This is a genomic window from Rhodanobacter sp. BL-MT-08 (assembly GCF_054161255.1).
The window spans coordinates 2,195,480-2,217,000 of sequence record NZ_CP167872.1 but is presented as its reverse complement, the minus strand read 5'-3'; the positions used below and the strand labels follow the sequence as shown (position 1 = coordinate 2,217,000).

General features: G+C 62.0%; 16 protein-coding genes. 8 read left to right on the top strand and 8 right to left on the bottom strand.

Going from position 1 to position 21,521, the window contains the following annotated elements:
* Nucleotides 1-80: 80 nt before the first annotated feature.
* Nucleotides 81-1,238, bottom strand: coding sequence for a Gfo/Idh/MocA family protein (locus tag ACDK93_RS09760; protein WP_458068293.1), 1,158 nt, complete (start codon nt 1,236-1,238; stop codon nt 81-83).
* A gap of 191 nt (nt 1,239-1,429) precedes the next feature.
* On the opposite strand from ACDK93_RS09760, the gene ACDK93_RS09755 reads away from it, so the two are divergent.
* Nucleotides 1,430-2,269 (top strand): SDR family oxidoreductase, encoded by an 840-nt coding sequence (locus ACDK93_RS09755; RefSeq protein WP_458068292.1) that lies wholly within the window; start codon nt 1,430-1,432, stop codon nt 2,267-2,269.
* Between the two features lie 80 nt (nt 2,270-2,349).
* The gene (locus tag ACDK93_RS09750) at nt 2,350-3,567 is read left to right on the top strand and encodes an MFS transporter (protein ID WP_458068291.1); all 1,218 of its coding nucleotides are present in this window, start codon (nt 2,350-2,352) and stop codon (nt 3,565-3,567) included.
* A 36-nt stretch (nt 3,568-3,603) separates the two neighbouring features.
* On the opposite strand, the gene ACDK93_RS09745 is transcribed toward ACDK93_RS09750, so the two are convergent.
* From ACDK93_RS09745 to ACDK93_RS09735, 3 genes are all read right to left on the bottom strand, one after another.
* Nucleotides 3,604-3,930: a hypothetical protein gene (locus ACDK93_RS09745; RefSeq protein WP_458068290.1), complete on the bottom strand. Its 327-nt coding sequence runs from the start codon at nt 3,928-3,930 to the stop codon at nt 3,604-3,606.
* A 205-nt stretch (nt 3,931-4,135) separates the two neighbouring features.
* Complete coding sequence (locus ACDK93_RS09740; protein WP_458068289.1) at nt 4,136-4,852, bottom strand: hypothetical protein; 717 nt, start codon at nt 4,850-4,852, stop codon at nt 4,136-4,138.
* A 30-nt stretch (nt 4,853-4,882) separates the two neighbouring features.
* The gene (locus ACDK93_RS09735) at nt 4,883-5,893 is read right to left on the bottom strand and encodes an MBL fold metallo-hydrolase (RefSeq protein WP_458068288.1); all 1,011 of its coding nucleotides are present in this window, start codon (nt 5,891-5,893) and stop codon (nt 4,883-4,885) included.
* Between ACDK93_RS09735 and ACDK93_RS09730 the strand changes: the two genes are divergently transcribed.
* The 4 genes from ACDK93_RS09730 to ACDK93_RS09715 are packed head-to-tail and all read left to right on the top strand — an operon-like array spanning nt 5,873 to nt 12,266.
* Nucleotides 5,873-6,337 carry a hypothetical protein gene (locus ACDK93_RS09730; protein WP_458068287.1) on the top strand — a complete coding sequence of 155 codons (465 nt, stop codon included), beginning with the start codon at nt 5,873-5,875 and terminating at the stop codon, nt 6,335-6,337. The two genes, ACDK93_RS09735 and ACDK93_RS09730, sit on opposite strands and share 21 nt — an antisense overlap.
* Nucleotides 6,334-7,518: an efflux RND transporter periplasmic adaptor subunit gene (locus ACDK93_RS09725; protein ID WP_458068286.1), complete on the top strand. Its 1,185-nt coding sequence runs from the start codon at nt 6,334-6,336 to the stop codon at nt 7,516-7,518. The genes ACDK93_RS09730 and ACDK93_RS09725 overlap by 4 nt, the downstream gene beginning before the upstream one ends.
* 9 nt (nt 7,519-7,527) lie before the next feature.
* Entirely contained in the window at nt 7,528-10,734 is a 3,207-nt protein-coding gene (locus ACDK93_RS09720) for an efflux RND transporter permease subunit (protein WP_458068285.1), read from the top strand.
* Nucleotides 10,731-12,266, top strand: a complete 1,536-nt coding sequence (locus ACDK93_RS09715) for an efflux transporter outer membrane subunit (RefSeq protein WP_458068284.1) — start codon at nt 10,731-10,733, stop codon at nt 12,264-12,266. The genes ACDK93_RS09720 and ACDK93_RS09715 overlap by 4 nt, the downstream gene beginning before the upstream one ends.
* 91 nt (nt 12,267-12,357) lie before the next feature.
* On the opposite strand, the gene ACDK93_RS09710 is transcribed toward ACDK93_RS09715, so the two are convergent.
* The 3 genes from ACDK93_RS09710 to ACDK93_RS09700 form a co-directional block, all read right to left on the bottom strand.
* Complete coding sequence (locus ACDK93_RS09710; protein ID WP_458068283.1) at nt 12,358-13,290, bottom strand: LysR family transcriptional regulator; 933 nt, start codon at nt 13,288-13,290, stop codon at nt 12,358-12,360.
* 84 nt (nt 13,291-13,374) lie between these two features.
* Nucleotides 13,375-14,487, bottom strand: coding sequence for an alkene reductase (locus tag ACDK93_RS09705; RefSeq protein ID WP_458068282.1), 1,113 nt, complete (start codon nt 14,485-14,487; stop codon nt 13,375-13,377).
* Nucleotides 14,488-14,625: 138 nt separating this feature from the next.
* A complete protein-coding gene (locus tag ACDK93_RS09700; RefSeq protein ID WP_458068281.1) occupies nt 14,626-15,645 on the bottom strand; it encodes an alcohol dehydrogenase catalytic domain-containing protein in 1,020 nt (339 codons plus the stop codon).
* A 262-nt stretch (nt 15,646-15,907) separates the two neighbouring features.
* Here ACDK93_RS09700 and ACDK93_RS09695 point away from each other — a divergent pair, with 262 nt between their 5' ends.
* Nucleotides 15,908-19,063 carry a triple tyrosine motif-containing protein gene (locus ACDK93_RS09695; RefSeq protein WP_458068280.1) on the top strand — a complete coding sequence of 1,052 codons (3,156 nt, stop codon included), beginning with the start codon at nt 15,908-15,910 and terminating at the stop codon, nt 19,061-19,063.
* A 136-nt stretch (nt 19,064-19,199) separates the two neighbouring features.
* Nucleotides 19,200-20,222 carry an NADPH-dependent aldehyde reductase Ahr gene (ahr, locus tag ACDK93_RS09690; RefSeq protein ID WP_458068279.1) on the top strand — a complete coding sequence of 341 codons (1,023 nt, stop codon included), beginning with the start codon at nt 19,200-19,202 and terminating at the stop codon, nt 20,220-20,222.
* 227 nt (nt 20,223-20,449) lie between these two features.
* Here the strand turns inward: ahr and ACDK93_RS09685 are convergent, their stop codons facing one another.
* Nucleotides 20,450-21,439 carry a c-type cytochrome gene (locus tag ACDK93_RS09685; RefSeq protein ID WP_458068278.1) on the bottom strand — a complete coding sequence of 330 codons (990 nt, stop codon included), beginning with the start codon at nt 21,437-21,439 and terminating at the stop codon, nt 20,450-20,452.
* Between the last annotated feature and the right edge of the window lie 82 nt (nt 21,440-21,521).

Sequence of the window (21,521 nt, the reverse complement as noted above, 5' to 3'; positions counted from 1 at the left end):
CGGTCGATCCGCAGAATCGGGCGGCTTCCAGATGCGCGCCCTCGAGGGCGGCCAGCGTGTGGCCGCCCTCGATCAGTCGGTCAGCTGGCGGGATCCGAGGAGGCAGCCGCCGTCATGCGAACTGTCACGCCCTCCGCCGATGAGCGTTCCGCGGCTTCAATCAACTCGTGCATGCGCACCGCGTCGACAAAGGTCGGCGCCGTGTGGGTACCGTGCGCGACGTCATGCGCAAACGCAGCGTACAGATGCGCCAGTTCAAGCACGGCCGAAGGAAGCTCCGATGCAGGCAGGCTGTCGTAGTGTCCGGGAACCGGTAGAGGCGTCATCGGCAGATTGTCGCCATGTGCGCCGCTTACCTGATAGTCGTCGCCAACACCGCCGAAGGCGGAAGCGTTGGTGATGCGGATATCACCTTCATCACCGGTAACGTCGATCTGCACGCCGGAACCATTCCGCTTGCCACCTTCGACATGTACGGTCAGCACGGCATGGCCAGGGAGGCGTCCCGTCAGGACCAGTTGATCCGGTGCGGTGGTCGGAATGACTTCGCCGCTTTCCTGGATGGTGACGTTGGGAAACTGGTTGACGAGCAAGGCGGACACTTCGTGCGGCCAGCCGACGGCCGACAACAGCATATCGACGAAATGCCCGGCATAGATGGCAATGACGCTGGAGAAATTTTCTGGCGGAGCGGTCCAGCGCAGCGCCCTGGAGCGCAGCGCCTGGAAGTAATTCATGCTCACGTGCATCCGCACCGAGCGAAGCTTGCCGACGAAACCCTGCTCGATGAGGTCACGCAAGTAGCGATTGTGTGGCGCCGTGCGGCGCTGCAGACCGACCACATGCCGCACGCCTTTCGCCTCGGCCGCGACCGCCAATTCACGGGCCACGCCTGCATTGATCGTCAGCGGCCATTCGCAGTAGACGTCCTTGCCGGCCGCAATGGCTGCGCGCACAGCTTCCTCATGCTGTGGCGCCGTCGTCAAGACCACGACGAGATCAACCTCCGGATGATTGACCAGCGCGTCGAGTGAATCGACCACATGGCGAAAGCCATACTTCTGTGCGCCCTCGGCCGCCGCGCTTGCGCGCTGACTGTAGAGAGCCGAAAGCTCGTACCCGGGTAGAAGGTCGAGCACGCGCACGTGACCGTGCAGTGCCCAGTTGCCGAAGCCGACCAGGCCGACACGGATCGGAGGGGTCAGGGCGGGCGCGTTGTCGCTTGCAATGTCGTTCATGGCGAAGGCCAGTCAGGGATGAGACCGTCGATATGGGGCAGCGCCTTCAGCGCATAAGTGCGATGGCGCTCCGCTGTGTCCGGCCTGTGCGGATCAAACGGCAGCGGTGAGCACCGACCGCGCGATTGCATAGTTGTGATTCCGCACTGTTCGGCCTTGAAGCGCTCTTCTCGCGCCATGCCGAACCCCTCATGTTTCAGCCCAGCGTGAAGACACTCCGACCGTCCACTGATGGCTCGTGTGCATTCCCTCAAATCCTGTCCACTCCCTTCCATGAGGACGTCATGAAACTCGACAACAACACTATCTTCATCACCGGCGGCGCATCGGGCATCGGGCGTGCACTGGCCGAATCCCTGCACAAGGCCGGCAGCAAGGTGATCATCGCCAGCCGGCGCAAGGAGCTGCTCGACAGCGTCACCGCCGCCAATCCGGGGATGGAATCGGTGGTACTGGATGTCAGTACTGCCGAGGGCGTGCGCACGGCGGTCAGCGAAGCGATCAGTCGTTTCCCCGACATCAACGTGGTGATCAACAATGCCGGCATCATGCAGATCGATGATGCGGCCGGGGAACTCGATGACCGTCAGGCAAGCGAGACGGTTTCCACCAACCTGCTCGGGCCAATCCGCGTCACCTCAGGCTTCATCGAGCACCTGAAGACAAAAAAGGATGCCGTTGTCATCTATGTGACGTCCGTGCTCGGCTTCGTTCCGCTGGCACCGACGGCGGTCTATTCGGCCACCAAGGCGGCGTTGCATTCGTTCGCCATGTCGCAGCGCTTCATGTTGCATGGAAGCGGCATACGCGTGCTGGAAATAGCGCCGCCATGGGTTCAGACCGAATTGCTCAACAGCAGTGACGAACCCCGCGCAATGCCACTGGCCCCGTTCATCGAACAGGCCATGGCCGAACTGGCCACCGACGCGGATGAAATCCTGGTCGGCCAGGCTCCCTTCATGCGCGCCCAGCCCGGCCCGAACGAAATGGCATTCGTGACCGAATTCAACCGCGGCTTTCTCGAAGGCTGATGCATGACGAGGGCGGTGCATGCGCGCCGCCCTCGGGGCGAACAACAGACAAAGCTTTCCACCTCTTTGCGGAACCGATGATGACACCTCACGTCTCACCACCACCTACGCTGCGCGGCTCACCGGTCTATTGGCTGGCATTGGGCACGTTTGCCGTGGGCACCGAGAGTTTCATGATTGCCGGCATCCTTCCGCGCATCAGCCAGGATTTTGCAGTAAGCGCTGCGACAGCCGGCCAGCTGGTCACCGTATTTGCGCTGGCTTATGCCCTCTTCTCGCCGATCATGACGGCGCTGACCAGCCGCATTCCGCGCCGCACCCTGCTGATTGAATCGCTGGCCATATTCAGTGTGCTCAACCTGCTGGCGGCCCTTGCTGCCGGCTACCGGAGCTTGATGGTCGCGCGTGTGCTGCTGGCAATCGCCGCCGGGCTGTATGTGCCAGGCGCCAACGCGCTGGCGGGTTCAGTCGTCGCCCCCTCGCTGCGGGGCAGAGCGATCGGCGTCGTCAATGGCGGCCTCACCATTGCGATTGCGCTTGGGGTACCGCTAGGCACATGGGTCGCCAGTGTCGCCAGCTGGCGGATGACCTTCGTCGGCGTGGCGCTGCTTTCGCTGGTGGCGACGCTCGGATTGATATATGGATTGGCCCGCGACGTCGGCGCGAACCTGCCGGTGGCCAGCCTGTCCGAACGCCTTCGCGTTGCGGCGCGACCAGACATGCTGATGGCGCTGCTGGTCACCACGTTGTGGGCAACCGGCGCCTACTCCGTCTATACGTATCTGGCGATCTACCTGCAAAGCGCAACTCTGCTGCGCGGCGCGGCCATCGGCTTGGTGCTGTTCGTGTGGGGCGTCTCGGCCGGTGCCGGTGTGCTGCTGGGAGGATGGGGTGCCGACCGCTTTGGCGCACGTCGGGTGGTCGGGCCCTGTCTGTCGCTGGGCGCACTGTCGTTTGTACTGCTGAGCATGATTGCGCACTTCATCCCGCCGGCTTACGCCCTCGCACCGGTCATCTTCACCACGGCGCTGTGGGGCGTTTCGCATTGGGCGTTCTATCCGGCCCAGCAATCACGTCTGATCACGCTGGGCGGGCTACGTGTCGCACCCGTGGCGATGTCGCTCAATGCGTCCTTCATGTATCTGGGCTTCTCGCTCGGCGCGGCCGCGGGATCGCTTGCGCTTGGAACCGTGGGCGTGGCCAACCTCGGTCTGGTCGGCGCTTCGTTCGTGGTGCTGTCGTTGCTGCTGTTGCGAGTGACCGGTCGTGGCGAAAGCCTCTTGCGCGCCGACGATTGATTTATTGGCGATGCGCCGCGCCGATCCGCATCCTGCTCAGTGGGAAAAGGGATCGCCATCAAGCTGGCCTTCCAGCCGACGGCCAAGCTCGGTCGAGAACGCCAGCACGGCGGACAAAGGCCGATGATGCAGGTGGATGGCGCCGATGCGCCCATCCGTATCGTGCTCCAGCACCGTGATGCCCGCCACGGGCTCTCCGGCAAATTCGCCATCCCAACCGAGCAGCGTGCGCGGGCCGTCGGTCGACTCGAAGGTGAACCCGACCGTTGTATACATTTTTTTGGTAGCCTCGAAGAACGCCCGAACATCATGCACACCGGTCAGCGCCGAAGGCAGCACCGAAGCTTCGATGACCACGTTCAATGAAAAGGCGCGTGCAAATTCCGCCAGGCTCTTTCGCTGGAGTATTTCCATCCAGGCAATGCCGGATGTTCGCGGCTCGTTTGTGGTCATTGTCTCAATCTTGCGCAGGTGATTTCACGAGCGCGCCACGTCGCCCCGGCCGCAGCTCGAGGTCATCGTGCGCGAGATCCAGATGAGCTTTCCGTTGGTTTGGCCAACTCGAACCTCAGCGAAACGACATCTGGCCAATATCGATCGACACCAGGATCGGCTCATCGATCTTCTTGAACGTGGCGTCGTAGGCAAAGATCCGGCGCGACGTCGGCAGCATGATGCCCTGCACGTTCCGATAGTCACCCGGATAATTCGCACCGGTCGCGCCACCCAGAATATCGACGGTGTAATCGTGTCTGCGCATCAGCCCATCCGCACCGAAGTGCGTCACCTGTGTTCTGGTGTGTGAGGCAATGCTTTCCGGAAAGGTCACTTCGAGCCGTCGCCACGTCTCGCCATCTTCATGCCACGGCTCGATCTCACGCGAGGAAAAACCGGGATAGGCATACAGAAACGGACTGGTGAGATACGTCCACAAGGCCTCGGATGCAAAATACGCGACATGGCGTGCATCCCATGGCGTTTCGAGCGTCTGCCCGGCGAACAACGACTCAGGATGATCAATGACCGAGGTCGCCATACCGGCCGACTCGAACGACATCCTGTCATTCTCGAATACCACGCGACCATCGTTCTCACCAAAGGGTGCGATCGTGAGGCGTTGCTGGTGAGTGTCCAGCTCAAACACCTTTTCGTGCAGCAGGCCGGGGACCCGCTTCAGATGCCAGATGGCTCCGTCGATGGACACGTCGGCCTTGAGTTGGCGGAATTCGTTCCAGCGCGGCAGACCACCATGCGCCTCGATGGCCAATGCGAGCAAATCATTCATGATCATTCCTCTGTTGTGTCACGGAGCCACTCATGGCGTGCGCGCCGCTGGCGTGGCGTTGGCTTGCCCAAGGAAAATAGTGCCGTAGTTGACTGGCACGAAAACGAAATGGTCGCCTTCGGTTCTCACGTGGCCAATGCCGGGGAATGAGAGATGCGAGCTTGCCGTGTAGTAGCCGCCAACAGCGGCATCATGCATGGCAACTTTGCGCTGGCTTGCATTGCCCTCCTCGTCCAGATCAAAGGCGATCGTCACCGAGGGATCCGCAAACTGGACCGCGGCGAAGTGCACCAGATCGCCCCACACCACCAGCTTCTGCCCCTCGCTTTGGATGGCATAGGACACATCGCCAGGGGTATGTCCGAAGGTCTCGGTCGCATGGATACCCGGCGCAAACGACTTGCTGCCGGAGAATGTTTTCAGGTGTCCTGACACCTTGTACGGTGCGAGCGCCGCAACCGCCTTGTCGAACCATGGCTTGAGTGCATCCGGTGCCTTGCCTCGCGCCTCTTTGCTGAGCCAAAAGCCGACCTCGTTCTTGTCGACCCACACGGTGGCGTTGGGAAACACCGCGCGCCCGTCGTTCACCAGGCCGCCTGCGTGATCAAAGTGCAGGTGGGTGATAAGCACGTCATCGACCTGCTCCGGGCGATAGCCGGAGGCGCGCAGATTGGCAACCACCTTGCCCAAGGTCGGATCCCACATCTGCCCTGCGCCGGCATCGATAAGGATCAGTGCCCTACCGGTATTGACGAGGTAGGCGGCACTTGAACTCTCCACCGGCTCGTTGAGGAAAGCCTTGCGGCTAAGAGCCTCAATCTCCCCAGGCGGCGCATGGTGCGCCAGGGTATTCCATGGAATGAACTTGGTGCCGTCCGAGAGCGCGGTGATTTCGTACGCCCCAATCATCATCCGGAAGTAGCCCGGCGCCTGCTGTCGAATCTGCGGTGCCGCAGCCATCAACGGCTGACACAAGCAAAACAGCAGTGCGCCGGTTAGCACGACCGGGATTCGCCGGGCATGCATTCGATTGAAGGTCATCGTGGTGTCCAGAAAAAAGCTGCCAGCACTGCGTGGCTTGCAGTCGCGCGTCGATCACGCAACGACTTGAGTATTGGGCGAGACACGAATGCGGTCTTGGTCGACGTGGCTGCAGCTTGCAAAAAGCCAGCCTTCCCTATCGCACACCAACTGCCGGCGTCGGCCCGCCGCAAGCGCAATGCGCCGGCTTTGAAAAATGGACGTCCAAAGCATTTCAGGTGCCGGCTGACCACCGGCAATCGGTTGTCATTGGATTTGGCACGTTCAACGGAAACAACCAATCAAAGTTGGCGCAAGCGGCGCAGCCTAGCGTGGGATCGATTCCCGCGCAGACAGATCGCAAGTGGCGATAGCGCAACGCACCAGCTGAGGCGGCGTGATTCGAAAACCGACGCAGATTTCCATCCTGTCCTCTCACCGACGACGAAACAGGCATCACCATGAAACGTCAGAACCTTGCCAGAAAAGCCATGTGGGGCAGCTCGCTCGTAGTCATAGTCTCTATCGGCGTGGCGATTCTCTTCACCGGGGGCGTCGCCAGCGTTGCGCACTCTTCCGACAAGGCGCCGCTGCCCGAGGTGGACGTGGCCACGGTGGTGATCCGTCATGTCGAGGATTTCGAAACCTACTCCGGCCGGCTGCAGGCGATCGATCGGGCCGACATACGCACCCAGGTTTCGGGAGCCATTGCCGCCGTCCACTTTCACGATGGGCAAGTAGTGAAGAAAGGTGATCTCCTCTTCACCATCGATCCGCGCGTTTACGCCGCCGAGGTTGATCGTGCAACGGCCCAGGTTGCTCAAGCAAGGGCGCACTGCGTCTACGCTACGACCGATGCTGCACGTGCAGAACGACTGATCGCCGGCAACGCTGTCTCCCGCCGCGACTATGACCTCGCACAAAACGCGTCGCGCGAAGCCAGCGCCAATCTTGCCGCTGCTTCGGCGGCACTCAAGCTGGCGCAGGTGAATTTCAGCTATACCAAGATCGTGGCGCCAATTGCCGGCCGTGCTTCCAGAGCCGAAGTGACCGCCGGCAACATCGTGTTCCCGGGAGCCGGAGCAGCTGTGCTGACGACGATCGTTTCAGTGTCGCCGATCTATGCGTCGTTCGATGTCGACGAGCATACGTACCTGAACTTTCTTGTCGAAAACCAGGGCAGTGGGCAACCGGTCTATCTCGGCCTCACCAACCAGCAAGGTTACCCGCGGAAAGGCGTGATCGATTCCATCGATAACCAGCTCGATGCCAACTCTGGAACCATCCGCGTGCGCGCTCGTTTCGACAATGCGGATGGCGGACTCGTGCCCGGACTTTTCGCCCGCGTGAAAGTCGTCGGCGACGTCTTCCATGAAGCGGTTCTGGTGAGCGATGCAGCCATCGGCACGGATCAGGACAAGCGCTTCGTTCTCGTCGTCGACGCGCAGGGAAAGGTGCAGTACCGCGAGGTTGCCCTGGGCGCACTGTTCGGTGATTTGCGCGAGGTTACCCATGGAATGAAGGCCGGCGAAAAGATCGTCGTCAACGGGTTGCAACGGGCCCAACCTGGAACGCAGGTCAAGCCGAATCTCGTCGCCATGACCAGCAGCTCTGGCGGGGACGACGCCATCACTGCATCCCGATAGGCCGCCTCTATGAACATCTCCCGCTTCTTCATCGATCGACCCATCTTTGCCGGCGTGTTGTCGACGATCATCCTGCTGGGCGGGATCATCTCGATGTTCAACCTGCCTGTCTCGGAGTATCCCGCGGTCGTTCCGCCATCGGTGGTGGTGAGTGCCCAGTATCCAGGCGCAAACCCGAAGGTCATCGCCGAGACCGTCGCTGCTCCCCTTGAAGAACAAATCAATGGCGTCGAAGACATGCTGTATATGCAGTCGCAGGCCAACAGCGACGGCACGTTGACCACGACGATCACGTTCAAGCTCGGCACCGATCCCGACCTTGCTCAGCAGCTTGTGCAAAACCGCGTGAATCAGGCCCTGCCCCGGCTGCCCGAAGATGTGCAGCGACTGGGCATCACCACGGTCAAGGCATCGCCCACACTGACAATGGTGGTGCACATCACTTCACCGAACCATCGCTACAACCTCGACTACCTGCGCAACTACGCGGTCATCAACGTGCGCGACAGACTCGAGCGCATACCGGGTGTGGGCCAACTTACCCTGTGGGGAAATGGGGACTACGCGATGCGGGTCTGGCTCGATCCGCAGAAGGTCGCCGCCCGGGGCATGACCGCAACCGACGTGGTCCAGGCCATTCGCGACCAGAATCTTCAGGTGGCCGCCGGCCAGGTTGGATCGTCACCCGCGCTCCCCGGCACGGCACTGCAGCTCAGCATCAATGCGCAGGGTCGCTTGCAGACCGTCGAGCAATTTGAGGACATCGTGCTGAAGGCGTCGCCCGATGGCGCGGTGACTCGGCTGAAGGACGTTGCGCGAGTCCAGCTGGGCGCGGCGGAATATGCGCGACGCTCCCTGCTCGACAACCAGCCGGCCCTGGCGATGGCGGTGTTCGAACTGCCTGGTGCCAATTCGCTCGACATCTCCAAGCATGTGCGTGAAACCATGAAGGAGCTCAGGGCAGACATGCCCGAGGGCGTCGATTACGACATCGTCTACGACCCGACCCAGTTCGTCAGGGCGAGCATTGAAGCGGTGATCCACACCCTTCTGGAAGCTGTTGCACTGGTCGTGCTGGTGGTGATCCTTTTTCTGCAGACCTGGCGCGCATCAATCATTCCGCTGATCGCGGTGCCAGTCTCGATCATCGGCACGTTCTCGCTGATGCTGGCATTCGGCTTCACCATCAATGCGCTGTCACTTTTCGGTATGGTGCTGGCCATCGGCATTGTCGTGGACGATGCCATCGTGGTGGTGGAGAACGTCGAACGAAATATCGGTAACGGACTATCGCCGCGGGACGCGACCTACCAAGCGATGCAGGAGGTGAGCGGCCCGATCATCGCCATCGCCCTGACCTTGCTGGCAGTATTCGTGCCGCTGGCTTTCATGTCGGGACTGACCGGCCAGTTCTACAAGCAGTTCGCGATGACGATCGCCATTTCGGCCGTGATCTCCGCCTTCAATTCGCTGACGCTTTCGCCGGCGCTTTCAGCCCTGCTCCTGCGCAGCCACGATGCGCCGAAGGATGCATTCACCCGGCAGATGGATCGCCTGCTCGGCCGATTTTTCGGGCTGTTCAATCGCATCTTCCACCGGGCCGCCGGTGATTACAGCCACGGCGTGAGCCGGCTGGTGAATCGCAAGGGGATGGTGTTGGCGGTATATGCCGTGCTGCTGGGAATCACCGTGCTGATGGTGCGCGTGGTGCCCAGTGGCTTTGTTCCGATGCAGGACAAGCAATATCTGGTCGCCGTCATCCAGTTGCCCAACGGCGCATCGCTGGATCGCACCGAGGCGATCGTGCGCAAAGTGGGTGAGATCGCGCTCAAGACGCCCGGCATCATCAACGCGATCCAGTTTCCCGGCCTGTCCATCAACGGCTTCACGAATTCGTCCAGTTCCGCCGTGATCTTCTTCGGCGAAACCCACTTCGACGAGCGGACGTCGTCCTCGCCCAATGGCGTGGCCATCGCGGCCGAGCTCGGCAAGCGGCTCTCGTCGATCAAGGGTGCCTTCGTTGCCGTGTTTCCCCCACCCCCGGTGCTTGGACTCGGATCACTGGGAGGTTTCAAGCTGCAACTGGAAGACCGCGGCTCGCTCGGCTACGCCGGCTTGAACAACGCCCTGGCCGCGTTTCTCAAGCGCGCGGCGCAAGAGCCGGAGCTCGGACCAAGCTTCTCCAACTACCAGATCGACGTGCCGCAGTTGAACATCGCGCTGGACCGGGTCAAGGCAAAGCAGCTCGGTGTACCCATCGCCGATGTATTCCAGACCCTGCAGGTCTATCTGGGCTCCTACTACGTCAACGACTTCAACCGCTTTGGCCGTGTCTACCAGGTACGCGTGCAGGCCGACGCGGCATACCGGGCCAACGCCGATGCCATCGGCTATCTGAAAACCCGCAATGCGCGCGGCGAGATGGTGCCGTTGTCGACCATGATGCAGGTGAGCCATACCTTCGGGCCGGACAGCGTCGTTCGCTACAACGGATTCACCGCTGCCGATATCAACGGCGGCCCTGCTCCGGGCTACTCGTCGGGTCAGGCGCAGGCCGCTATCGAGAGAGTCGCCGCTGCCACCTTACCGCGCGGGGTGAAGTTCGAATGGACCGACTTGAACTACCAGCAGATCCTGGCCGGCAACTCGGGGCTGTACATCTTCCCGATCAGTGTGCTGCTGGTCTTCATGGTGCTGGCTGCACTATACGAAAGCCTGACCCTGCCCGTCGCGATCATCCTGATCGTTCCGATGAGCATCCTGTCGGCGCTGCTCGGCGTGTGGCTGACCAAGGGTGACAACAACATCTTTACCCAGATCGGCTTGATGGTGCTGGTGGGTCTGTCGGCGAAGAACGCGATACTCATCGTCGAATTTGCGCGCGAGTTGGAGATGCAGGGACGCTCGATCGTCGACGCAGCAATCGAGGCGAGCCGCCTGCGACTGCGACCGATCCTGATGACCTCGCTCGCCTTCATCATGGGCGTGGTGCCGCTGGTCTTGTCCGGCGGCGCCGGATCGGAGATGCGTCACGCCATGGGCATTGCGGTGTTCTTCGGCATGCTCGGCGTCACCCTGTTCGGACTGCTGCTGACGCCAGTGTTTTATGTGCTGCTGCGCAAGCTCACGCGTACCGAGCACATCGAGAACAAACATGGTTCGACTTTGCATATCACCTGCGTCGGTGACGAGTGTCCGGAAGGAGAACAGGCATGAAGACTGCACGGACACGCAGCGGCTTGCTGGTTACGCTGACTTCACTTTTTGTCTCGGGCTGTTCGCTCGCGCCGGCCTACACCCGCCCCGGCACACCGATGCCGCTCGCCTTCAAGGAGGCGAGCAGTCAGCCGATGGATGCTCCTACGGCAGATGGTGCGCAGGCCCGCTGGCGCACAGCAAGTCCGTCGGACCAGATGCCGCGCGGGACGTGGTGGGCAATCTTCGCTGATCCACGACTCGACGCACTGGAAGAACAGGCATCCAGCGCGAATCAGGGTCTCAAGGCAGCCATGGCTCGGGTCCAGGAGGCACGTGCCGTGCAGCACTCGACACGCGCCGATCTGCTGCCCAGTCTTGGCGCGGGTTTCGGTCCGACCCGCGCAAAGGTCTCGCCGGCGTCGCTGATGCAATCGGATGGTGGAAGCGTCCCGCCACAGACGCTCTGGCGCGCCCAGGCCACAGCCTCGTATGAAGTTGATCTGTTCGGCAGAGCGACCAGCGAACTGAACGCAGCAAAAGCCGAGACGGATGAATCCAGGGCGTTGTTCCGTTCGGTGCTGTTGACCCTTCAGGCGGATGTTGCCCAGAGCTACTTCAATCTTCGCGAGCTTGATGCCGAGATCCAGGTCTACCGAACGGGCGTGGATCTTCGCGTCGAAACGCTCAAGCTTGTGCAGCAGCGTTTCGATGCCGGTGACATCTCGGAACTCGACGTCGCCAGATCCCGGGCCGAACTGGCGAGCGCGCGATCCGACCAGATGACCGCCGAGCGCGCCAGGGCCATTGGCGAGCATGCCCTGGCCGTCTTGACTGGCCAGCCAGTGGCTGACTTCCGCTTGGCGCCGTCGCCGATCGAACCGGTGCGCATCCACGTGCCGACCGGCGTTCCTTCCACCCTGCTTGAGCGCCGCCCCGATATCGCCGCGGCGGAACGGGCGGTTGCGGTAGCGAACGCCCGCATTGGCGTCGCACGCGCGGCGTACTTTCCATCGCTTTCACTCAACGCAAGCGGCGGCTACGAAGCCGCCGCGTTTTCCAATCTGTTCAAGGCCTCCAGCGAGGTATTTCTGCTTGGTCCGCTGGCTGGCGCCGCGCTGACCTTGCCGTTATTCGACGGAGGACGCCGAAAAGCCGGCGTGCAACGCGCGCATGCTGTGCTGGAAGAGCGCACGGCCACTTATCGCGAACAGGTCTTGACGGCCTTTCAGGAGGTCGAGGATCGTCTCTCCGATTTGCGCATCCTCGAAGCACAAACCCGCACGCAGCAGGATGCGGTGCAGGCATCCCTGCAGGCCGAAGCGATTTCGAAAACCCAGTACAAGGAAGGTTCCGCGACCTATATCGACGTCATCGATGCCGAGCGCACCGTGCTGCAAGCACAGCAGCAGGCGAACAAGCTCACGGGCATCCAGGCGGTTTCCACGGTCAACCTCATTCGCGCGCTCGGTGGTGGCTGGGGCGACAAGACCGACGATGTCGCCGCTGCAGATGCACGCGAGCAGCGCCGTGAGGTTGATGCAGCAAAGTAACTTTATGGAAGCGCCGTCGGCATCACGAACTGTCAACCGTGACTGCCGACTGGCCGCTGGCGCCACGTTGAGGTTCAAGCGTAACCAGCGTTCAGGATTCGAGCCGATCACCGGGCAAGGCAACTGTTTCCTTCGTCTCTTCGACGAAAAAATAGTTCGCCAGATAATCCAGGAATACACGCAAGCGTGGTGCGATCAACCGGCTCGATGGCCATACCGCACGAAACACATTCTTGTGCTCCAGATGCTCGTCGAGCAGCCGCACCAGCAGCCCTTCGCCGACCTGGCGCGCAATCGTGAAATCAGGCACGCAGACGATGCCCGCGCCCAGTTCGGCCGACCGAACCATCGGCTCGAGCGTGCTCATGGCAGCGGCGACTGGCAGGCTCAACTCGGCCCCCTTGCCTGCTTGGCGCAAGGGCCAGCGTTCAAGCTTGCCGGTCTCGGGGTAGCGGTGATGAATGCAGGTGTGGCCAAGCAGATCGGCTGGTATCTGTGGCGTGCCTGCGCGACCCAGATACGCCGGCGATGCTGCCAGCACCAGTCGGTAGATGCCTAGACGGCGTGACATCAGGCGCGAGTCCACGCCCTCGCCGGAGCGCACTGCGACATCGAATCCGTCATTGACGATATCAACCAGGCGATCACTGAAATCGACGTCCAGTTCGATCTCGGGATAAGTCGACATGAAACCAGTCAAGACCGGCGCAAACATGCCGCCGAGGATCGGCAGGCTGATCCGCAGACGCCCCTTCGGCGTTGCCCGGTTACCGGCGAGCTCGCGCTCCACCGTGCCGATTTCAAGCAGAACCCGGCGGCAGGTTTCCAGGAAAACTTCGCCTTCGGGAGTCAACGCGATACTGCGCGTGCTGCGGTGGAACAGCCGCACGCCCAGATGCGATTCGAGACGGGCGATGGTCTTGCCGACCGCCGATGACGACAAGCCCAGCATCCGCCCGGCCTGGGTGAAGCTGCGCGTCTCCGCCGCGTGGACGAAGGTGGTTAGCGAACTCAGACTGTCCATGGGAGTTTCGCCTCGAGTCGGTGGAACAGCATTCCGCATAGTGCGCCCATGCTGCCGATAGCGGCAGCATGGGCCGATGTTGCGTCAGCCCGCCACAGCAGCGTCGTCATACGCCGGATAGTCGGTATAACCCGCGGCGTTGCCACCGTAAAACGTGTCGCGATCGTAATCGGCAAGCGGATAGTCGTTGGCGATACGCAGCGGCAGATCGGGATTGGAAATGAAATCACGACCGAAGGCGACCATATCCGCGCTGCCCTCTTGCAGCAGGGCCTCCGCGGAGGCTGGCGTAAAACCACCCGCGGCAATGATCGGCCCGTGGTAGTGCTGACGGATCATGCGCGCAGCCAGCGGGTTCTGATCTCTCGACTCGTCGATGGTACTGCCATTGACGCGTGGTTCGATCAGATGGAGATAGGCAAGCCCGAGCTTGTCGAGTTCGTCTGCCACGTAACCGAACAACGCCGCCGGGTCACTGTCCTTCATGTCGCCAAACTTGCCGCTTGGACCAAGCCGCACAGCGACCCGGTCATAGCCCCATACCGACGCTGTCGCGTGGACGATGTCGAGCAGGAACCGTGAACGCTTGGCAATGGTGCCGCCAAAACTGTCGCTGCGCTTATTCGAGCCATCCTGCAGGAACTGGTCAACGAGGTAGCCATTGGCACCGTGGATTTCCACACCATCGAAACCGGCTTTCATTCCGCGCTCGGCAGCAAGGCGGAATGCCTCGACCATGTCGACGACTTCGGTTTCGGCCATGGCCCGATGGGGCGAACTCGTCACCCAGCCATTGCGGGTATAGGCGACACCTTCATAGTCCACTTCAGAAGGTGCGACCGGCGCACCGCCGTCAGGTTGCATGTCGACGTGCGACTGGCGGCCGGCGTGGAACAACTGCAGAAAGATCAGCCCACCTTTCGCATGCACGGCATCGGTGATGCGCTTCCAGCCCGGAATCTGCGCGTCGGCATAGATGCCTGGCGAGCCCAGATAACCACCGCCGTTGCTGGCCACCACCGTCGCTTCGGAGACGATATAGCCGCCCTTTGACGCGCGCTGGCGGTAATACTCCAGCATCAGCTCGCCCGGCACGTCGCCGGGCTCGGAGCGCATGCGGGTCAGCGGCGCCATCACCACGCGGTGATCGAGCGTGTACGGGCCGATGGAAATGGGTTTGAACAGATGCTTTGACATGAAAGTCGCCTCGTTGGAAAACGGTCCAAGCGGCACGTTGCCGCTTGCTCAGGCCATCAGGTGGTCACCGCGGATACCGATCCGAAGGCCGCCGATCGTCCGGATAGAACGGACGCTGCTTCCGCAATGGCAGCCCACTCACGTGCCCATAGTCAAAACGATCCGAAAGCGCGCTTTGCCCGCCATCATTCGTGCATAGGCCTCTGCCGCACGTTCGAGCGGCATGATTTCAACGCGGGCACCGATGCCGGCCAGGGCGCTGAAGCGCAGGGTTGCGTCGCCAGTCGCGGTGTCGCCAGTGAGTGCGCCCGCTACGCGATGGTTGCCAAAGATCAGCTGCGTCGCATTGATACCCAAGGCATCTGCCGAAGCGCCAAGCGTCAATACCGTTCCACGCGGCCGCAGGCCGCCGATGGTCTGCACGACAGCATCACCGTTCGAAGAAGTGACCACCACCAGTGCTGCACCACCGAGTGCCAGCAATCCGGCGGTCACGTCTTGCGCGGCTGAATCGAGGAAGTGATGGGCACCCAATTCCTTAGCCATGGCTGCCTTGTCGGCACCCCGGCCAATCGCCACCACCTCAAATCCCATGTGACGCGCGTATTGCACCGCCACGTGTCCGAGCCCGCCTATGCCAACAACCGCGACAAGATCGCCTGCCCTCGCATCACTGTTGCGCAAGGCGCTGAAGGTGGTGAGGCCCGCGCAAAGCAACGGCGCCGCGTCGACCGAGGAAAGTTCATCGGGAATCGTCATCAGGCCACTGGCCTTGGTCAGCATGACTTCGGCATAACCGCCATCCTGCTGCACGCCGGTATAAGCCTGATTCTTGCAGTTGACCAGGTCGCCGCCCCGACAGGGCTCGCAGTGATGACAGGGGCCGCCAAGAAAGCCGACGCCTACCCGCTGGCCGACATGCCAGCCGACCACGGCGTCGCCAACCGCATCGATGCGCCCGATGACTTCGTGCCCGGGAACGCGCGGCCATTCGATGGGGAAAATGCCTTCAACCGTCACCGAATCCGAATGGCAGACGCCGCACGCCTCGATGCGCACGCGCACCTGATCCGGGCCGGGCGACCGCAGCGGTTTGCGAATGAGCTCCAGTTGGCTTGGTGCAACCGCATGTACCGCAAGATAGGTATCAATGGACATCGTCTCACCTTGGGGGTCCAGCCGTTGTCATGCCGAGGCTGCACTGTCTCGACGAGGAAAGCGCTGGCAGCGAACTTTGTCGGATGCCAGCGTCGTGGTGTTACGTCGAAGACAGGCTAGCCAGTGGCCGAACCCAGCGCTTGCGATGAATAAACACACTTGCTCGATTGCAGCAAAAGTCCAGGCATTCCGTTTGAGAGGCGTAAAAGACCTGCGGGTGATCGCCGACGGCACGCGAAAGTAAAGATGCCAGTTCTGACTTTTGTTTCTGACGCGACTCGCGTGCGACCGGCACCTAAGGCAATGCTCGTATCCGACTGTTTGCACGAATTTGTCAATGATCCGTCCGTCGCTGACCCGCACACTCCGGCACATGACGCATGCGCCGCGGCTTCACCATCAAGGCACCAGCAAACGCGCCGTCACTGCTTGTGCGTGGGTGGTGGTGGCCCTCGCTGTCTCGGTTTGCATGGCGACCTCGCCGCCGCCACTCCAGCACAACGCTTACAGTGCCGCTGATGGCGCACCTGCGGACATCTGGGCGATCAGTCAGTCAACGGACGGCTATCTGTGGTTGGGCACGGGCGGTGGTCTGTACCGCTTTGACGGCGTTCGCTTCGAGCGGTTCGTCGATCGCGCCGGACGCAATCTGCCGGCAAGCAATCTCACCGCGTTGACGTTGGCCGCCGACGGCAATCTGTGGGCGGGATATTTCAGCGGGGGCATTTCGCGGATCAGGGATGGCCAGGTCGAAAGCTTCACTACCGCCGATGGATTGCCCAATGGCTGGGTCTCGTCCTTTGCGGTCGAAGCTTCGGGCACCGTCTGGGCTTCGCTCGAAGGCGGCTTGGCACGCTTCTCATCTGGCCACTGGATCACCGTGGGGGATGAATGGGGCTTCCACGGCAAGCATGCCGGCGGCGTGTTGATAGATGCGCAGGGCAATTTGTGGGTTACCGGGCGGGACCATATTTATGTGCTGCCAAAAGGTTCGCGCCAGTTTGTCCGCACCAGCGTCGTGGTCGACGTCGACAGCCAGATGGCGCGATCTGCCGACGGCAGCCTGTGGCTGGCTGACCGTAACCACGGCGTGCGTGGCCTGCCCGGATTGTCGGTTGCGCACACGAAGATCGAGCAGCAACGTCCGGCGCCTGACCCAGCGCACGTCGAGTCGGTACGTATGATCTTCGATCACCTCGGACGATTGTGGGGTACCGATCCGATACGTGGCGGTGTATTCCTGATCGTTCACCCTGCCGCGTTGGCTGATGGCCATGCCCTGGTCGAGCAGGATTTAACGGCACGCTTCAGCTCGAACACCGGCCTCTCATCGGACGCTGACGGCGCGTTGTTCGAAGACGTCGAACACAATGTTTGGGTGGGCACAAACTTTGGTCTCGACAGCTTTCGCGCCGCAAGCATCGTCGTGATGGGCGCCTTGCCTGCACCCGGCCGCTTCGTCTCCAACGTGTCGGTCGATAGCGACGGGGTGCCATGGATCATCAGCAACACCTCGCTGTATCACTGGAACGGCCAGCAGCTGGCGAAGGACGAAGCCTTACCCGCGACTCTCTCGCACCTGTATGCCGATCCGTTCGGCACGCTCTGGTTCGAGCGCAACGATGGCATGTACCGCAGAAGCAACGGCAACACGGTCTCGTTGCCGCTGCCTCCCGGCGTCAACCGGGCCTCCGGCACGGCGAAGACAGACGATGGCGACGGCGGGCTGTGGGAAAGCTTCAATCTCGCGGGCATTTTTCACTTCACTAACGGCCGTTGGCTGCATTGGGATCCGCAGGTCACGAATCCCGGCGACGTCGCTTCGATGGCAACCGGCCCCGCGGGGAAGCTTTGGCTAGGCCTGACCGGCGATCGCATCGTCTCGTTCGACGGCCACACCCGACAGGTGTTTTCCACGCGCGATGGGCAACAACTGGGCGCCGTGCTGAGTCTGAGTGTGCGGGGTGAGGATGTCATGGCCGGCGGCGAATCGGGCGTGAGCTGGAATGCATCCGGCTCGTTTCACAGCATTGCCTTTCTGGGCAGCCTGCCGCTGTCGGGGATCTCGGGTATTGCGCGCGATCACACATGGGTGTGGCTCAACACCAGCAAGGGCCTGATCCGCATCGCGCCTGACGAGCTGCTGCACGTGTTCCGCGACGCCAGCTACCTGCCCGATTATCGACTGTTCGATTCGCACGACGGTCTTCCGGGCATTGCGGTGCAGGCGCAGCCCACCAATACCTTGCAGATCGACCGGTCCGGACGCGTCTGGATCGAGACCAACAAGGGGCTTGCCTTCATCGACCCGCGCAACATCCAAAACAACCCGGTGCCGCCGCCGGTCTCGATTCGCTACATCGAAGCCGACGAGAAGACCTTCAAGCCCGTGCCGGGGCTCGCCCTGCCGCAGCTGACCCGGCGCCTGCATATCGCCTTCACCGCCGCCAGTCTTTCGGTACCGGTGCGAGTGCGCTTTCGCTATCGCCTCGACGGCATGGACACGACGTGGCAGGAAGCCGGCAACCTCAGGGAAGCGTTCGACACCAACATGAAACCGGGCCGCTATCGCTTCCACGTGGTGGCCGCCAATGAAGACGGCGTGTGGAACAACCAGGGAGCTACCCTGGCATTTACCATTGCCAGCACCTTTTATCAGACCTGGTGGTTTGCGCTGGCATCAATCCTTGCCGCCGCAGCCATCGTGTACGCCGTAATGCGTTTTCGCGTGCGCCGGATCACCGCACAGCTGCGCATCCGTCTGGAAGATCGCCACATCGAGCGTGATCGCATCGCGCGCGAACTGCACGACACCTTGCTGCAATCCATCCAGGCGCTTGTCCTGCGTTTTCAGGTGGCCACCGAAAGGCTGCCTGTCGGCGAGTCATCCCGCCTCGATTTCGAAGCGGCGCTCGACCTTGCCGATCACGTCATCGTCGAAGGACGGGACCGCGTGGCCGAACTGCGTGAGCCGGCTGAAGTTGTCCGCGATCTGGCCGGCGCTCTGGAAGAACTCGGCGACCAGCTGTCGTGTGTGCATGGTTTCGTATTCAAACTCTTTGTTCGCGGAGAGCCGCATCTGTTGCACTCCCTGATCGCCGAAGAGTGCCTTTCGCTTGTCCGGGAGGCACTGAACCATGCGGCAGGAAATGGTTCGCCAACTCACTTGGAAGTAAGCCTAGTCTACCGACGCCGTGGCCTGAGGCTTTCCGTATCGGAAAGCGGCCCGGGCGTGGATAGCGGCAAGCTTGCCGTGGCTGGGTATGCGCACGCTGAATATCGCGGCATGCGCGCTCGCGCCAAGAATCTGGGTGGTCGCTTGTTCATCGAACTCTTCCCTGGGCAAGGCTCGACGATTTCGTTTTCCGTGCCGGGTCGGCGCGCGTACGCCCATCGCCTGCTGACGAGATCCGGCTGATTGACCCGAGATGAACCCGGAAGCGTCAGTAGCGTTGGCGACGCATCGAATGATCGTTTGTTGCAACCGGATCGAATCGACGCAATCACCGCCGCTGCGACCGCACGATAGTGGACGTCCCGATCAGGAGACTGCCATGACACTCGTCAAAGCCTGGGCTGCCATGAAAGCCGGCGCCGCACTGGAACCGTTTGAATACGAACTGGGCGCGTTGGGTACTGAGGAAGTGGAGGTGCAGGTAGACAACTGCGGGCTGTGCCACACCGACCTGTCGTTCATCGCCAACGAGCCCGGCTTCATCACGTTTCCGCTGGTGCCCGGGCACGAGATCACCGGTCGCATCACCCAGGTGGGAGCGGTTGCAGCGGCCAAGGGACTCGCCGTTGGACAAGTCGTCGGCGTGGGCTGGAATAAGCAGAGCTGCCAATACTGCGATGCGTGCATCAGTGGCGCTCCGCAGCTGTGTACGCGCCTGCAGGGAACCATCATCGGCCACCACGGCGGGTTCGCCTCACACGTGCGCGCACACTGGCTATGGACCGTGCCGGTTCCCGATGGCCTGGCGGCGGCCGATGCCGGCCCGCTGTTCTGCGCCGGCATCACGGTGTTCTCTCCCCTGATGGAATTCGGCCTGCGCCCGGTCGATCACGTCGGCGTGTTCGGCATCGGCGGCCTTGGCCACCTGGCGCTGCAGTTCTGCCACGCGTGGGGCAGCCACGTCACGGCTTTTTCCTCGACCAAGTCCAAGTACACCGAAATCATCGGTCTCGGCGCGGACGATGTGGTCGACAGCCGCAGTCCCGATGCGTGGGCGCATCTGAAAGGCAAACTCGATCTCGTCATCGTGACGGTCGCCGTGCCGCTGGACTGGCACCGGGTACTCGAGCTGTTATCACCGCGTGGCCGACTGCATTTCGTCGGCATCATCAGCGAACCCATTCCCGTCCAGGTAATGGACCTGCTGATTCCCCAGACGTCCATATCCTCATCACCCGGCGGCTCACGCACCTCGATGGATGCGATGCTGCGCTTCGCCGCGCGTCACCATATTGCCCCGCGCGTGGAGCACTTCCCCATGAGCCGCATCAACGAAGCCATCGAGCATATGGAAGCGGGCAAGGCGAACTATCGCATCGTGCTGGACGCCGATTTTTCCTGAGAGGAATAACCCTTGATGGAAGGACTTGTCCTGCTCGCCCACGTAGTGAGCGGCGGGTATCGGCCAACAAGTGCCCGTCGGCTTCTGCGACTACGCGCCGCATAGCAGACGTTCAAAACGTGCCGCTACGGACCCACAGTCACTCTCCTGCCGTCGTCCATTGAATTTGGCCGCGCTCCTGCGTTTCCTCGCAAGTGCCAGCGCCAATGCCCAGTCTGTAGGGACCATCAAGGCTTGCGATAGGCAGCGTACGCTGCGGTCGCGATCATGTCCTTCAACGACAGATGGGAGACCTCCTGCCTCATCGGGGCAGCGGCGGCGTTGCTGCGCCCGCCTAGCCGAAACAGGATCAGCTGGCGCACGATGTAGGTCGGCGAGCGACCCGCCAGCGGCGGGATATTGCCAACACCGCGCAGGTCGGGACCGTGGCAGGATTCGCATGGCACCACCTCGCCGGCACCCTTCGAGGCGATCTCCGCACCGCGCGCAATGCTGCCGGGCGGCACGTAGGCCACGAAACCAAAGCGGGTGTCACGCAACTCGGTGCGTGCCATGTCGGTGGACGTCTCGATGATGCGATCACCGATCGGCTCACGTGCCGTGCCGGCGTTGGTGACCAGCATAAAGTGCGCGTTGTGCGTTTTCGGCACGGTCGCGGTTTCGATCACCTGCGTCCACGGTTTGAAGTGCAGGCTGGCAAAGTATTCCGCGGCCTGCTTTAGGTCCGCATCGGTGACGTGTGTCGCCTCGGCTCGCATGTAGCGCGTCAATTCGGGTTGGCCGCCGACGCGCTCGCCGCTGCGAAACGCCTTCACCTGTTCGATGATGTACGCGGCAGACAGTCCCGCCAGCGGTGCGTTCTCCGGCCGCCCTTGTCCGGTCGGCAGATGGCAGTACGCGCAGGCCCACGCCGCCTTGCGTCCCCTCGCCACGATGCGTGGCATCGGCGGATGATCCTGCGGGAACCAGTCCGGAGCGCCGAACATATGGTCGTAGTCATTGAGCGTGTAGGTGTACGCACTACCCGGCACGTGCAACGGCTTGTGCATGTCCGGCATCGGCGAAGGTGCAGCGGGCGGTGGATTGAGCGGAGACGCCCATTCCATCGCGGCACGCCATTCGGCGTCGCGAGGCGTCGGCGCACTTTGTGCGAAAACGAACGGCGATAGCCCCGTGGTCAGGGCCACCAGCAGTATGTGTACCTTGGACTTCAGCATGCAATTTACTCTTGGCAAGATCGCACCGGGACAGAGGCAGGGTGTTGAGTGGCGAGAGTCGTTCGCCGGCAGACAGGATCGA